Below are 14,589 nucleotides of genomic sequence, written 5' to 3'. Positions count from 1 at the left end.
TTATATTGAGATAATAACAACCGCTGCGCTTGATAGCCAATTTCCGAAGCTTTAGCCTGTACAAATACAGCTGAAAACTTCGGAAATAAACGATGATCGATATCTCTGGCCCGTCCCTGATCGCATCACGACCAGAATATCCTGTTGGGGCGAAATCAACGCCGCCTGCCAGAATCGAATACGCTCGTCTCTTTGCCGAGTATTTTGGCCTCGCCCTCGTCTTTCGACTGATGCTGCTGGGCAATCCGCTCGTCCACGTCGATGAAGAGTTCTATCTCTTCATGGCCGATCGCTGGGCGCATGGCGCGGTGCCTTTCATCGATATCTGGGACCGCAAGCCACTGGGCCTCTTTGCGCTCTATCGGCTGTTCGTGAGCCTGCCGGGCGATCCCGTGCTGGCTTATCAGGTGTGCGGCATTGCCAGCACGGCGGCCGCGGCGCTGGTCGTGCGGCGCCTGGCGCTGGAGTTGGCCTCGCCGCGTGGCGCCTGGCTGGCAGGCCTGGTCTATCTCAGCGCCATGCCCGCGTTCAATTGCGCGCTGGGCCAATCGCCCGTGTTCTACAATCCGTTGGTGGCACTGGCGGCGCTGTTGCTGTTGCGCGCATGGCAACGCGCCGATGGCACCGATCTGCTGCGGCAAGGCGCGGTGATCATGCTGCTGATCGGGCTCGCGCTGCAGATCAAGTATGCCGCCGTGTTCGAGGGCCTGGCGATCGGCATCATGCTGCTGGCACTGGGCCGCAGGGTAGGCTGGCCCCTCCCCCGGCTGGCCGGGGCAGCACTGGTGTGGTGCGCCATCGCCCTGGCGCCAACCGTGCTGGTGCTGGGCAGCTACGCCGCGATCGACCAGGCGCACGCCTTCGTCTTCGCCAATTTCACCTCGGTGCTGGAACGCCTGCCCGATGGCGCGCCCAGCTGGCGCCGGTTGCTCAAGCTGTCGGCCGGCCTGTCGCCGTTCGTGCTGTGCATCGCGTTCGATCCCCTGCGCCGCGCCGGGTGGGATGATCAACGCCGCGCGCTCGCCTATCGCCTGCTAAGCCTGTGGGCCGGGGCAGCGGTGCTGGGCTTCCTGCTGTTCGGCACCTGGTATGATCACTATGCCGGGCCACTGGTGGCGCCGCTCGCCGTGCTGTCGGCCCCTGGCCTGGCGGCTGCGGCGCGCGCGGGGCAGCCGTGGCAGGCGCGGTGGAGCGGGCGCTTCCTGATCCTGGCGAGCGCGATCGGCGGCGTCGTGGTGATGGCTGGCGCGGTCCAGAACCACGGCACGGCGCAGCAATTTCAGCGCGCCACTGCAGTGATCCGCAGCGCCGTGAACCGCGGCTGCTATTTCCAGTTCGATGGCGTGCCGGCGCTCTATCGGGGCGTGGGCGCCTGCGTGCCGACGCGCTTTGCCTTCCCCAACCATCTCAACACCTGGACCGAAGGCCCGGCGATCGGCGCAGACCCGGCAACCGAAGTGCGCCGCATCATGGCCACCCGGCCCGACGTGGTACAGGTATCGGAAAGCGCGCCCGAAGACCTCTATCTGCCCAACCACACCACGCGCACGATCATGGCCCAGGCGCTGGCCCAAGGCTACATCCGCTTTGCCGAGATCACACTGGGGCAGGAACGCTACGCGCTTTATCGCCCCCGGTAGCGGGAGGGGCGGGCATGGTCGTGCCCGCCCCGGCACAGGGTTATTCCGCCGCGGCCTTCTTGCGCGCTGGGGCCTTTTTGGCAGCAGGCGCCTTCTTGGCCGCCGGTTCCTTCTTCGCCGCTGGTTCCTTCTTGGCAGCCGCCTTCTTGGGCGCAGCGGCCTTCTTGGCTGGCGCTTTCTTCTTGCCCTTGGCCGGTCCCTTGGCGGCGCGCTCGTCGATCAAGGCGATCGCTTCGGCGGGCGTCAGGCTTTCAGGCTGCTTGTCGCGCGGCAGCGTGGCGTTGGTAGTGCCATCGGTGACATAGGGACCATAGCGCCCAGCCATCAGCTTGATTTCACCGCCAGAGGTGGGGTGCGGCCCGAAGGTCTTGAGCGGCTCGGCCGCCGTACGCGCGCCGCGCCCGCCCGCGCCACTGGCCGCCTCGGCCAGGCGCACCACTGCCGCGTTCATGCCGGTGTCAAACACTTCGGCCGTGGATTTGAGGCGAGCATACTTGCCGTCATGCGCCAGATAGGGGCCATAGCGGCCGATCGCGGCCGTAATCGGCTTGCCGCTTTCGGGATGCACGCCCACTTCGCGTGGCAGGCTGAGCAGCTTGAGCGCCCATTCCAGATCCAGCTCGGGAACATCCTTGGGGATCGAGGCGCGCTTGGCGTCCTTGCCCTCGCCCAACTGGATATAGGGACCGAACCGCCCGGTGCGGCGCGTCACTTCAAGGCCGGTCTCGGGGTCTTTGCCCAGCCCGGTTTCTTCGCCGTCACCACCCTCGCCATTGCCGCCCGGCTGGGCAAACTTGCGGGTGAACTTGCACTCGGGATAGTTGGAGCAGGCGATGAACGCGCCGAAACGGCCACCGCGCAGCGAGAGCCGCCCAGCGCCACACTTGGGGCATTCGCGCGGATCGTGTCCATCGGCGCGCGGCGGAAAGAGATAGTCTTCCAGGAACACGTCCAGCTCGGCGGTAACCTCGCTGGGCTTCTTCTCCATGACCTCGTCGGACTTGGGTTTGAAATCGCGCCAGAATTCGGCCAGCACCTGCTTCCAGGCGGCGCGGCCACCGGAAACATCGTCCAGTTCGTCTTCCATGCCGGCGGTGAATTCGTAGGCGACATAGCGCTCGAAGAACCGTTCGAGGAACGCGGTGAGCATGCGCCCGCTTTCCTCGGCAAAGAACCGGTTCTTCTCGGTCCGCACATAGTTACGGTCCTTGAGAACCTGCAGCGTGGCGGCATAGGTGGAAGGACGGCCGATACCCAGCTCTTCCAGCCGCTTGACCAGGCTGGCTTCGGAATAGCGCGGCGGCGGCTGGGTGAAGTGCTGCGTGGCGTCAACGCCGTGCTTGACCGGGCAATCGCCCTTGTTGAGCATCGGCAGCAGGTTGCCGTCCTCGTCGTCGCCGTCGGCCTTCTGGTCGCGGCCTTCTTCATAGACGGCCAGGAACCCGGGGAACTTGATCACCTGGCCGGTGGCGCGCAGCTCGTGGCGGCCGGTGCCTTCGCGCAGCGTCACCGTGGTGCGCTCGATCGCGGCAGAGGCCATCTGGCTGGCCAGCGCGCGCTTCCAGATCAGGTTGTAGAGCCGCGCCTCGTCACCGCTGCCATAGTGATCGCGGGTGAAATCGGTGGGGCGGATCGCCTCGTGCGCTTCCTGGGCGTTCTTGGCCTTGGTTTCATAGTGGCGCGGCTTTTCGGGCAGGAAGTGCCCGTTATAGCGATCAGAGATCGCCCGGCGCGCGGCGTCGATGGCGCTGGGGTCCATCTGCACGCCATCGGTACGCATATAGGTGATGGCGCCCGCTTCATACAGCGTCTGTGCCACGCGCATGGTGTGGCTGGCCGAAAAGCCCAGCTTGCGCGCGGCTTCCTGTTGCAGGGTAGAGGTGGTGAACGGCGGCGAGGGATTGCGCCGCGTGGGCCGCACGTCCACCTCTTCGACGCGGAACGTGCCCGCTTCCACCGCCGCCTTGGCAGCCAGCGCGCTGCCCTCTTCGCCCAGCGACAGGCGATCGAGCTTGTTGCCATCGAACTTGACGAGGCGCGCCACGAACGGCGTGCCGTCGTGCTCCATCCGCGCGGCGACAGACCAGTATTCCTGCGCCTTGAACGTCTCGATCTCGCGCTCGCGCTCCACGATCAGGCGCAGCGCCACCGACTGCACGCGCCCGGCCGACTTGGCGCCCGGCAGCTTGCGCCACAGCACCGGCGACAGCGTGAAGCCGAACAGGTAATCCAGCGCGCGGCGCGCCAGATAGGCATCGATCAGATCCTGGTCCAGCTCGCGCGGCGCCTTCATCGCCGAGGTTACCGCCGGCTTGGTGATGGCGTTGAACGTCACGCGCGAGACATTCTTGGGCAGCGCGCGGCGCTTGGCCAAGAGTTCGCGCACGTGCCAGGAAATGGCCTCGCCTTCGCGATCAGGGTCAGTCGCCAGGATCAGGCCGTCGGCCTCCTTGGCGGCGTCGGTGATCGCCTTCACGCGCGATTGCTTGTCGCCGTACAGCTCCCAATCCATGGCAAAGTCTTCGTCCGGGCGCACGGACCCGTCCTTGACCGGCAGGTCGCGAATATGGCCGTAAGAGGCCAGGACCTTGTAGCCGGGGCCAAGGTACTTCTCGATGGTCTTGGCCTTGGCCGGGGATTCTACAATGACAAGCTGCATGGCGACTGGCAAAACGTCCTTACGCGTATACGTGCGTATGAGGGTGGGGGCGGTTGGACGGTGGCGTCAAGCCCCCGATTTTCAGCGACGGTTCAGGCGTGCGTGCAGGCAGGCGCTCAGGCAAGCGACACCCTCCCCCCGGCATGGCGCAGCAGGCGCCCGGCCAATTCCAGTTCGATCAGCGCCAGTTGCACCGATCCGGCCGGCGCGCCGCTCAGCCGCACCAGTTCATCCACGCCAACCGGCGCGGTGCCGAGCAAAGCGACGATATCGGCCGGCGCATCGTCGGCCGGCGCGCTGTCGAGCGCCACGGGCGCGGCTGCTTCGTGAAAAGTGGAGCGCGGCGTGCCGGTAAAGCTTTCGAGCAGTTCGATCACGTCGGCCGGGCTCTGCACCAGGATCGCGCCCTCGCGGATCAACTGGTTGCAGCCCTGGCTGCGGCTGTCGAGGGGGGAGCCCGGAATGGCCATGATCTCCCGCCCCGCTTCTGCGGCCAGCCGCGCGGTGATCAGCGAGCCCGACTTAGGCGCGGCTTCCACCACCACCGTGCCGGCGCACAGGCCGGCGATGATGCGGTTGCGGCGGGGGAAATGGCGCGCCTGTGGCTCGGTGCCCGGCGGCATTTCTGCCAGCAGCACGCCCTGCGCCACGATCTGCGCCTGCAACGCGGCATGTTCGGGCGGGTAGATACTGTCGAGCCCACCGGCAATCACGCCGATGGTGCCGCCGCCGCCGGCCGCTACATCGGGCAGCAAGGCGCCCTGGTGCGCGGCGCCATCCACCCCGCGCGCCAGCCCGGAAACCACGGCAAAGCCGGCCGCCGCCAGCGCCGCGCCAAATTCGCGCGCCAGGCGCATCGCCCCCGCTGAAGCATTGCGCGCGCCCACCAGCGCCACCGCCGGCCGCGCCAGCAATGCTCCATCGCCCTGCATCGTCAGGATCGGTGGCGGCGTGTCGGTCTGCGCCAAAAGCGCGGGATAGTGCGGCGAATCATGAAAGAGATAGCGTCCACCCAGCGCGCGCACCCTGGACGCCTCTGCCGCGATGCGCGCCACATCGGCCGGGCGATAGGGCGCCCCGCCCCGCGCCGCCAGGCTGGGCAAAGCCTCCACCGCAGCGCCGGCGCTGCCAAAGCGGCGCAGCAACTGGTAATAGGAAACCGGCCCCACGTTGGGCGAGCGCAGCAGCCGCAGCCGTGCCAGCGCCTCGTCGGACGAAAGCGGCAGCGCCGCAGCTTCGTCCGCGCTGGCCATCAGGCAGCGTCCTTGCCAGTAGGCTTCTTGCCGCCGATCTTCGGCTCGGTTCCAGCGAGCAGGCGGGCAATATTGGCACGGTGCAGGAAGATCACCAGCGCGGCGATCACGGCCAGCACCAGCGCATAATCGCTGCGCCCGATGGCCAATGCGGCCAGAGGGGCCACCACCACGGCGGACATGCCGCCGACCGAGGAAATCCGCACCAGCGCCAGCATGCCCAGCCACACCACGGCATAAGCCAGCCCAATCGGCCAGGCCAGGCCCAGTGCCACGCCCATGGTGGTCGCCACGCCCTTGCCGCCCTTGAAGCGCAGCCACAGCGGGAAACAGTGGCCGATCACCGCCGCCAGCGCGACCAGCGCCTCGGTGCCGGGGGCATAGGCGCGGGCCAGCCACACCGCCACGCTGCCCTTGAGCAGATCGAGCAGCAGCGTGCTGGCCGCCAGCCCCTTGCGCCCGGTGCGCAAGACGTTGGTGGCGCCGATATTGCCCGATCCGATCGCGCGCAGATCGCCCGCCCCAGTCAGCCGGGTGAGGATCAGGCCGAAGGGAATCGCGCCGAGCAGATAGGCCAGAATGCAGGCCGGAAGGGCAAGGTCATGGGTCACGCCGCCGCTCTTAGCCGTGGTTGCGCACAATCGAAAGGTGCCACGCCCTCCCTTTTTACCACCGTTATCGCTACAAGCGCGGCCATGACCGCTGCCGCCACCACTTCCGATCCAGCCATTCCGCCGGCCGACGCGCCGATCCTGATGTTCGATTCCGGCGTCGGCGGGCTGTCAGTGCTGGCCAAGCTGCGCCAGGTCCTGCCCCAGGCGCCGGTGATCTATGTGGCTGATAATGCGGGCCTGCCCTATGGCACCAAGACCGAGGCACAGATCGCCGCGCGGGTATCGGGCCTGCTCGGCCGCTTGACCGAGCGGCTGCGTCCGCGCCTGGTGTGCATTGCCTGCAACACGGCCTCGACCATTGCGCTGGCTTCGGTGCGCGAAGTGCTGGAGGTGCCGATCGTGGGCACGGTGCCGGCGATCAAGCCCGCCGCCGCGATGACCCGGACCGGCGTGATCGGCCTGCTCGGCACGCAGGCCACCATCCGCCAGGGCTATGTCGATCGGCTGGAGGCAGAATTTGCCGCCGACAAGCGCCTGCTGCGGCACGGGGCGCCCGAACTGGTTGCCGCAGCAGAGGCGCAATTGCGGGGCCATGCGGTTGATCCCGCTGTGTTTGCCGCAGCAGCCCAGGCCCTGCGCGAACAGCCGGGCGGCGCCCAGATCGATACCGTTGTGCTGGCCTGCACGCATTTCCCGTTGGTAGAGGCCGAGCTGGGCAAAGCATTCGGGCCTGGCGTACGCTTCATCGACGGGTCTGACGGCATCGCCCGGCGCATCGCGTTCCTCACCCAGGGCCAGGAATTTGCCCGCCGCGTGCCCGACCTTGCGCTGTTCACCCGCCTTGACGATGCCGTGGCCGAACTGGCGCCCACGCTGGCGGCACATGGCCTTGGTCAGGTGGGCAAGGCTTGAGCGTTGCGGCGCGCCGCCTGGGGCATTTTGCCGCATTGACCTAAAGTGCAATCGCTTCGATCACTCAAACCGCAAAAGTCACTTGGCAAGACTTTATCGCGGGGAGTAGAAGCGCCTGGCAACCCGCGACAAACGCCTTTTGGGAGAGAGGTGGCGGGCGCACAACAACGATGTGGCATTATCCAACCCGTGCATTCACCGCAGGATGGGATTTTGTTGCGATAAGACAAAGACGCGGCCGCCTGGCAGTGCTTCATCGCGAGGCAATCCGGGCCCAGCCGGTCAGCTGCAGGAACGAAGGAGCAGCAAGCAGTGAACTACGACCAGATTTTTGATGCTGCCATCGATCGCCTGCACTCCGAAGGTCGTTATCGCGTTTTCATCGACATCCTGCGCAACAAGGGCGCCTATCCCAACGCGCGCTGCTTTGCCGGCCACAACGGCCCCAAGCCGATCACCGTGTGGTGCTCCAACGATTACCTCGCCATGGGGCAGCACCCCAAGGTGATCGCCGCCATGGAAGAAGCGCTGCACGATGTCGGTGCTGGCTCTGGCGGCACCCGCAACATCGGCGGCAACACCCACTATCACGTCGATCTCGAAAACGAGCTGGCTGATCTCCATGGCAAGCAGGGCGCGCTGCTGTTCACCTCGGGCTATGTCTCGAACGACGCGACGCTGTCCACCCTGGCCAAGATACTGCCGGGCTGCGTGATCTTTTCCGACGAACTCAACCATGCCAGCATGATCGCCGGCATCCGCAATTCCGGCGCGGAAAAGCGCGTGTTCCGTCACAACGACCTGGAGCATCTGGAAGAGCTTCTGGCGGAAACCGATCCCGCCGTGCCTAAGCTGATCGCGTTTGAAAGCGTCTATTCGATGGACGGCGACGTCGCCCCGATCCACGCGATATGCGACCTGGCGGACAAGTACAACGCCCTCACCTACATCGACGAAGTCCACGCCGTGGGCATGTATGGCCCGCGCGGCGGCGGCATCACCGACCGCGACAACGCGGCCCACCGCATCGACATCATCGAGGGCACGCTGGGCAAGGCCTTTGGCGTGATGGGCGGCTATATCGCAGCCGACAGCCGGATCATCGACGTGATCCGCTCCTACGCTCCGGGCTTCATCTTCACCACTTCACTCTCGCCGGTGCTCGTGGCCGGCGTGCTCGCCTCGGTTCGCCACCTCAAGGCATCGAGCGACGAACGCAACGCCCAGCAGGCCGCTGCCGCCACGCTCAAGCAGCTGTTCCGCGATGCCGGCCTGCCGGTGATGGACAGCACCACGCACATCGTCCCGCTGATGGTTGGCGATCCGGTGCGCGCCAAGAAGGTGTCGGACATCCTCCTCGCGGAATACGGCGTCTATGTTCAGCCGATCAATTTCCCCACCGTGCCACGCGGAACCGAGCGCCTGCGCTTCACCCCTGGCCCGGCCCACACCGAGGCAATGATGCGCGACCTGACGCAAGCCCTGGTGGAAATCTGGGAACGGCTTGAACTGGAAATGTCGCAGCGCCAGGCCGCCTGACGCTTTCATCCGCAAACACAGAAAAAGGCCCCCGGACCGCAATCCGGGGGCCTTTTTCTTTAAGCCCCATCCTCTTCAGAGAAGGGGGTTTGGGGGTGGTGGAAGCCAAGCCGAAGCCTGGCCCCCTCACCCCCGATCACATCAGAACCGATCCGCGTTCATCACCTTGGTCCAAGCCGCGCCGAAATCGCGCACGAACTGTTCCTTGGCATCGTCCATGGCATAGGCTTCGGCCACGGCGCGCAGTTCGGAATTGGAGCCAAAGATCAGGTCCACCGTGGTGGCGGTCCAGCGCGGCTTGCCGCTGGCACGGTCGCTGCCTTCATAGAGGCCCGCTGCCTTGTCAGACTTCTTCCACACCGTGCCCATGTCGAGCAGGTTGACGAAGAAATCATTGCTCAACGTGCCCGGCTTGGCAGTGAGCACGCCATTGGCCGAATGGCCGGTATTGGCGTCAAGCGCGCGCATCCCGCCCAGCAGCACAGTCATTTCCGGCACGCTCAGGCCCAGCATATCGGCTTTGTCCACCATGGCTTCGGCCGGGCCCTGCCAGTTCGACGGGGTATCGTAATAGTTGCGGAACGGATCAGCCACGGGTTCGAGCACGGCAAAGCTGGCCGGATCGGTCTGCGCCTGGCTGGCATCGACACGGCCTGGCGTGAACGGCAGCGCCAGCGCGACGCCGCCCTTGGCTGCGGCCTGTTCCACCGCCGCATTGCCGCCCAGCACGATCAGATCGGCCAAGCTCACCTTCTTGCCGCCCGGTGCGGTCTTGTTGAAGCCGGCCTGGATTGCCGCCAGCTTGGCCAGCACCGCGTCAAGCTCGGCCGGATCGTTGACCGCCCAGGCTTTTTCGGGGTTCAGGCGAATGCGCGCACCATTGGCGCCGCCGCGCATGTCGGTGCTGCGGAACGTGCTGGCCGAAGCCCAGGCGGCGCGGATCAGTTCACGCTGGCCCAGCCCGCTCGCCAGGATCTGCGCCTTGAGCTTGGCTACGTCACCGGCATCGATCATGGCGTAATCGGCCTTGGGCAGCGGATCTTGCCACAGGAACGATTGCGCGGGCACGTCAGGGCCGATGTAGCGGCCCTTGGGGCCCATGTCGCGGTGGGTCAGCTTGAACCAGGCGCGGGCAAAGGCATCGGCAAACGCCTGCGGGTCCTTGCGGAACTTGAGCGCAATCGCGCGAAAGCCAGGGTCTTCCTTCACCGCGATATCGGTGGTGAACATCATCGGTGCGTGAGTCACGCCAGCCAGGTGCGCATCGGGCACGATCTGCACGTCCTTGGCGTTCTTGGGCGTCCACTGCTTGGCGCCGGCCGGGCTGGTCGTCAGCACCCAGTCAAACCCGAACAGGTTGTCGAGATACTGCGTGGTGAACGCGATCGGATTGGCTGACCATGCGCCTTCCAACCCGCTGGTCACGGTATCTTCGGCGTTGCCCTTGCCACACTTGTTCTTCCAGCCGATGCCCTGGTCTTCCACCGGGGCAGCAGCCGGCTGCGGGCCGGTGCACTCGTCGGGCTTGTGCGCGCCATGCGCCTTGCCAAAAGTGTGACCGCCGGCGATCAACGCCACGGTTTCCTCGTCGTTCATTGCCATGCGGCCAAAGGCGCGGCGGATATCGGCCGCCGCCGCGATCGGATCGGGATTGCCGCCCGGTCCTTCGGGGTTCACATAGATCAGGCCCATCTGCACGGCGGCAAGCGGCCCCTTGAGCTGGCCATTGGCGCCGATGCGGCTGTTCGCCCCGTCGAGCCACTTCTTCTCGCTGCCCCAAAACACCATGTCCGGCTCCCACGCATCGACGCGGCCACCGGCAAAGCCCAGGGTCTTGAAGCCCATCTGCTCCAGCGCGACGTTGCCGGTCAGCACCATGAGATCGCCCCACGAGATCTTGCGGCCATACTTCTGCTTGATCGGCCAGAGCAGGCGGCGCGCCTTGTCGAGGTTGGCGTTGTCAGGCCAGGAATTCTGCGGATCAAAGCGCTGTTCGCCGCCGGCCGATCCGCCACGACCATCGACCGTGCGATAGGTGCCGGCGCTGTGCCAGGCCATGCGGATGAAGAACGGGCCATAGTTGCCATAGTCGGCCGGCCACCACGGCTGAGACGTGGTCAACACCTTGGCGATATCGGCCTTCACCGCCGCCAGATCGAGCGTCTTGAACGCAGCGGCATAGTCGAAATCGGCGCCATAGGGATTCGATTTCACGTCATTCTGGCGCAGCGGCGACAGGTCGAGCCGAGCCGGCCACCAGTCCTTGTTGGTGGTGGCCGTGTCGCTGGCAGCCATGGCCGCAGGCGCAGCCCCAGCGGGAGCGGTTGCTTCGGCATGGGCCAGCGATGTGCCCCAAGGGGCAGTCATCGCCAGACACAAAGCGCCCAGCGAGCGATGAATATGACGCATTGCAACAATCTCCTGCGTTTTAGTAAGACAAGCATAAGCGCTGCCGCAAACGCGATCGCATGCGACATGAATTGTTTCCGAATATATTCAGAACAAAAGAACGAACGTGGCCATCAGGCAAAATGCCTGATGACGGGCCTGAAACAGCAATTTCGTAGATTTCAGATCATGTCATCCCGGCATTGCAAATACACTTTCCCTTCATCACGAGTTCAGGGTGTGTCTTTCCGCAATTCGCGGTTTGGCGGAAACAGATTTATCCGGTCACAAAGATTGCCGAAATCGATCATGCGAAAAAGAGCGGGAACCAAGGTGCAGCCACGTGCGTTGCAGCGCGCGAGCGATGCCGTCTGTTGCGAACGAATGCCGCAGTATTGCCCCAAAGGCCAGGGTGTAACCTGGCTGCAACACCCGGACAAGCCATTGATCGAATTGGCGCAAAACAGTTGCGTTTTGATACCTCCCACGCGAGTTTGGTCGCACTTGCAACAAACGGGGGCTTTATGGCCGCGACTACTTTTTCGCAGCGCCGCATGCGTGCCTTGGCAGCTACGGCGTCATTCCTTGTTCCTCTGACCCTGGCCGGCGTGGCGCACGCACAATCCACCGACGCGGCCCCCGCCTCGGCGGAACAGGCTGCACCGGCCGACGCGTCCGATGCCGAAATCGTCGTCACCGGTTCGCGCATCACCCGCGCGCCGATCACCGACCAGCCCGTGGCCACGCTCGGCAGCGACCTGATCGAGCAGCGCGGCTATACCAACGTGGGCCAGGCGCTGCAGCAGCTGCCGGGCTTCGGCGTTCCGGGCAACAGCGTCGCCGGTGACCAGGGCAGCTTCGGCGCCGGCCAGACCTTTGCCAACCTCTATAACCTGGGTTCGCAGCGCACGCTCACCCTCGTCAACGGCATGCGCTTCGTCAGCCCGGCGACCACCTCGATCTTCGGCGCCGTCGCCGGTAGCCCGGTGGACCTAGGCCAGATCGCGCCGAGCCTGGTTGACCGCATCGAAGTCGTCTCGGTCGGCGGTGCGCCGATCTATGGCTCCGACGCGATCGCCGGTACCGTCAACATCCTGTTGAAGAAGAACTACGACGGCGTCGAAGCCAATGGCTCCTACGGCCTGTCAAAGTATGGCGATGGCCAGGATTACAACTTCTCGGTGCTGGCCGGGAAGAACTTTGCCGACGGCCGTGGCAACATCACTGCCAACTTCTATTACGACAACCAGAACGGCATCACCGGCGCGCAGCGTCCGACGACCTACGGCGGCTCGGCGTCGTTCTTCGGCACCTCAGTCAAGCCGGCGAGCTATGCGTACCAGCTCTATGGCGGCGGCCGTCACTACAACGTGTTCACCAACACCGGCATGCCGATGGTCGAGGATTACTACCCGATCTTGGGCACGACCCCCGTTTCGGCAATCACCAATGCAGCCGGTCAGGCGCTGGTGTTCAACCGCGCCGGGCAACTGGTGCCGTTCCAGAACGGTCAGCGTACCGGCAGTTCCATCTATCAGGCGGGTGGCGACGGCTTTGCCATCGGCGACTACAGCAACTTCCTGGTGGCCTCTGAACGCTATCAGGGCACGCTGCTGGCCCACTATGACATCAGCGACAGCATCCGCTTCAACGGTGAAGTGTGGTTCAGCCGCAACTATGCGTCGAACACCGCGGGTCAGCCGTTCTACAACTATGCCGGTTTCGGCAATGCCGGTGACACCAACGGCAACCTGATCCTGAGCACGGCCAACCCGTTCCTGAGCGCCGCCGACCGCGCGACGATCATCAACAACCTGACCGCCGCCGGGGCTGACCCGAGCCAGTTCTACATGTCGCGTGCCAATACCGACCTGTCCACCGGCTCGTTCCGCACGAGCAGCGACCTGCTGCGCTTCGTGGGCGGCGTGACGGGCGATATCGAGGCTGGCGAACGCAAGTTCACGTGGGAAATCAACGGCACCTATGGCCGAACCATTTCGCGCACGACCTCGCGCGAGATCGTCACGCAGAACTTCTTTAATGCGCTCGATGCCACCACCGACGGCAGCGGCAACATCATTTGCCGCCCGGGCTATACCAACGCCGCGATTGCCACGTTCAGCTCCACTTGTGCGCCGCTGAACATCTTTGGCAATGGCAACGCCAGCAAGGCAGCGCTCGACTACGTCACCACGCAGGCCACCACCCGCCAGATCAACAAGCAGTCTGACATCATCGCCGACATCAAGGGCGATCTCGTCAAGCTGCCAGGCGGCTTTGCCAAGTTCGTGCTGGGTTACGAGCACCGCTATGAAAGCGCACGTTTCGATCCGGGTGCGTTCTACTACGGCCAGGACAATGGCGATGGCACGCGCACGCAGTACGGCAACTCGATTCCGATCGATCCGGTGGCGGGCAGCTACAACACCAACGAAGCGTTCGGCGAAATCAGCCTGCCCTTCATCTCGCCCGATAATGCGGTGCCGGCCGTCTATCGCCTCGAAGTCAACGGGGCGGGCCGCTATGTGAAGAACAGCATCGCCGGCGGTTTCTGGACCTATACCGGTGGCGCCACCTACGCGCCGGTCAAGGCCCTGACGCTGCGCGGCAACTACACCCGTTCGTTCCGCGCGCCGTCGATCACCGAACTGTTTGCGCCGGTCGGCTCGATCTTCGACACCGGCAACGACCCGTGCGACGCGCGCTACATCAACCAGGGCCCCAACCCGACGCGCCGTGCCGCCAACTGCGCTGCCGCCGGCATTCCCGCCAACTTCACCTCCAACGTTGTGGATTATACCGCTCAGGGTACGTCGGGCGGCAACCCCGGCCTGCGCAACGAAGTGGCGAACAGCTGGACCGTGGGTGGCGTGTTCCAGCCCAGCTTCCTGCCGGGCCTGACCGTCACGTCAGACTACGTGAACATCAAGCTCAAGAACGAGATCGCCACGCTCAGCCTGACCGATCTGATGAACGCGTGCTACGATTCGGCCTCGGGTAGCAGCCCGTATTGCAGCACGTTCACGCGCAATGCTGCCGGCCAAGTCACCAGCTTTGCCGAAGGCAACTACAACATCGGTCTGGAAGTGTTCCGTGCCCTGCAGACTTCGGCCAAGTGGGACCTCCCACTTACCCGCCTCGGCCTGCCTTCGTCGGCCGGTGCACTGCTGTTCGACGTGAACTACCTGCATACCTTCCGCCACTACTATCAGATCGGTGAAGGCGATTTCACCAAGACGGTAGGCGGCGTTGCCGAACCGACCGACAACTTCACGGCAACGGCAGTCTGGGCCACCAAGTCGATCAACTGGATGTGGCAGGCCACGTATTATGGGCCGGCCAAGGTTGCGGTGAATTCGCCTGACACGGTCTATCAGTACCCGCGCGTGGGCGCCTATGTGCTGTTTAACAGCGCACTCGGCTTCAACGTCAACGACCGTTTCAGCCTGCGCTTCAACGTCAACAACGTGTTCAACCGCAGCGTGCCCTTCCCGTATGGCCTCGGAAGTTCGGTTTCCACCCGTTACTACGACGCTGTGATGGGCCGCTACATGCGCGTTACGGCTGGCATCAAGTTCTGATGA

The 14,589-nt window shown here is 64.8% G+C and carries 8 protein-coding genes; 4 read left to right on the top strand and 4 right to left on the bottom strand.

Annotated elements, in window-relative coordinates:
* Positions 1 to 230 precede the first annotated feature (230 nt).
* Entirely contained in the window at positions 231 to 1,640 is a 1,410-nt protein-coding gene (locus C8K14_RS06150; RefSeq protein WP_233250934.1) for a glycosyltransferase family 39 protein, read from the top strand.
* A 40-nt stretch (positions 1,641 to 1,680) separates the two neighbouring features.
* Here C8K14_RS06150 and topA read toward each other — a convergent pair whose 3' ends face one another.
* From topA to plsY, 3 genes are all read right to left on the bottom strand, one after another.
* Complete coding sequence (gene topA, locus C8K14_RS06145) at positions 1,681 to 4,299, bottom strand: type I DNA topoisomerase (protein WP_107716058.1); 2,619 nt, start codon at positions 4,297 to 4,299, stop codon at positions 1,681 to 1,683.
* 116 nt (positions 4,300 to 4,415) lie between these two features.
* Positions 4,416 to 5,552, bottom strand: a complete 1,137-nt coding sequence (dprA, locus tag C8K14_RS06140) for a DNA-processing protein DprA (protein ID WP_107716057.1) — start codon at positions 5,550 to 5,552, stop codon at positions 4,416 to 4,418.
* Complete coding sequence (plsY, locus tag C8K14_RS06135; protein WP_107716056.1) at positions 5,552 to 6,163, bottom strand: glycerol-3-phosphate 1-O-acyltransferase PlsY; 612 nt, start codon at positions 6,161 to 6,163, stop codon at positions 5,552 to 5,554. Before plsY ends, dprA begins: the two co-directional genes overlap by 1 nt.
* 84 nt (positions 6,164 to 6,247) lie before the next feature.
* Here plsY and murI point away from each other — a divergent pair, with 84 nt between their 5' ends.
* Both murI and hemA read left to right on the top strand, forming a co-directional pair.
* Positions 6,248 to 7,078: a glutamate racemase gene (murI, locus tag C8K14_RS06130; protein ID WP_107716055.1), complete on the top strand. Its 831-nt coding sequence runs from the start codon at positions 6,248 to 6,250 to the stop codon at positions 7,076 to 7,078.
* A gap of 312 nt (positions 7,079 to 7,390) precedes the next feature.
* On the top strand, positions 7,391 to 8,617 hold the full coding sequence (hemA, locus tag C8K14_RS06125) for a 5-aminolevulinate synthase (protein WP_107716054.1): 1,227 nt from the start codon (positions 7,391 to 7,393) through the stop codon (positions 8,615 to 8,617).
* Positions 8,618 to 8,758: 141 nt separating this feature from the next.
* Here the strand turns inward: hemA and katG are convergent, their stop codons facing one another.
* Positions 8,759 to 11,026: a catalase/peroxidase HPI gene (gene katG, locus C8K14_RS06120; RefSeq protein ID WP_107716053.1), complete on the bottom strand. Its 2,268-nt coding sequence runs from the start codon at positions 11,024 to 11,026 to the stop codon at positions 8,759 to 8,761.
* A gap of 503 nt (positions 11,027 to 11,529) precedes the next feature.
* Between katG and C8K14_RS06115 the strand changes: the two genes are divergently transcribed.
* Positions 11,530 to 14,586 (top strand): TonB-dependent receptor domain-containing protein, encoded by a 3,057-nt coding sequence (locus C8K14_RS06115; protein WP_233250933.1) that lies wholly within the window; start codon positions 11,530 to 11,532, stop codon positions 14,584 to 14,586.
* Positions 14,587 to 14,589 lie beyond the last annotated feature (3 nt).

Source organism: Novosphingobium sp. GV079, from assembly GCF_003058045.1.
GTDB classification, from domain to species: domain Bacteria; phylum Pseudomonadota; class Alphaproteobacteria; order Sphingomonadales; family Sphingomonadaceae; genus Novosphingobium; species Novosphingobium capsulatum.
Note: the sequence above shows the minus strand (reverse complement) of the source record. Positions and strands in the feature narration are given on the sequence as shown.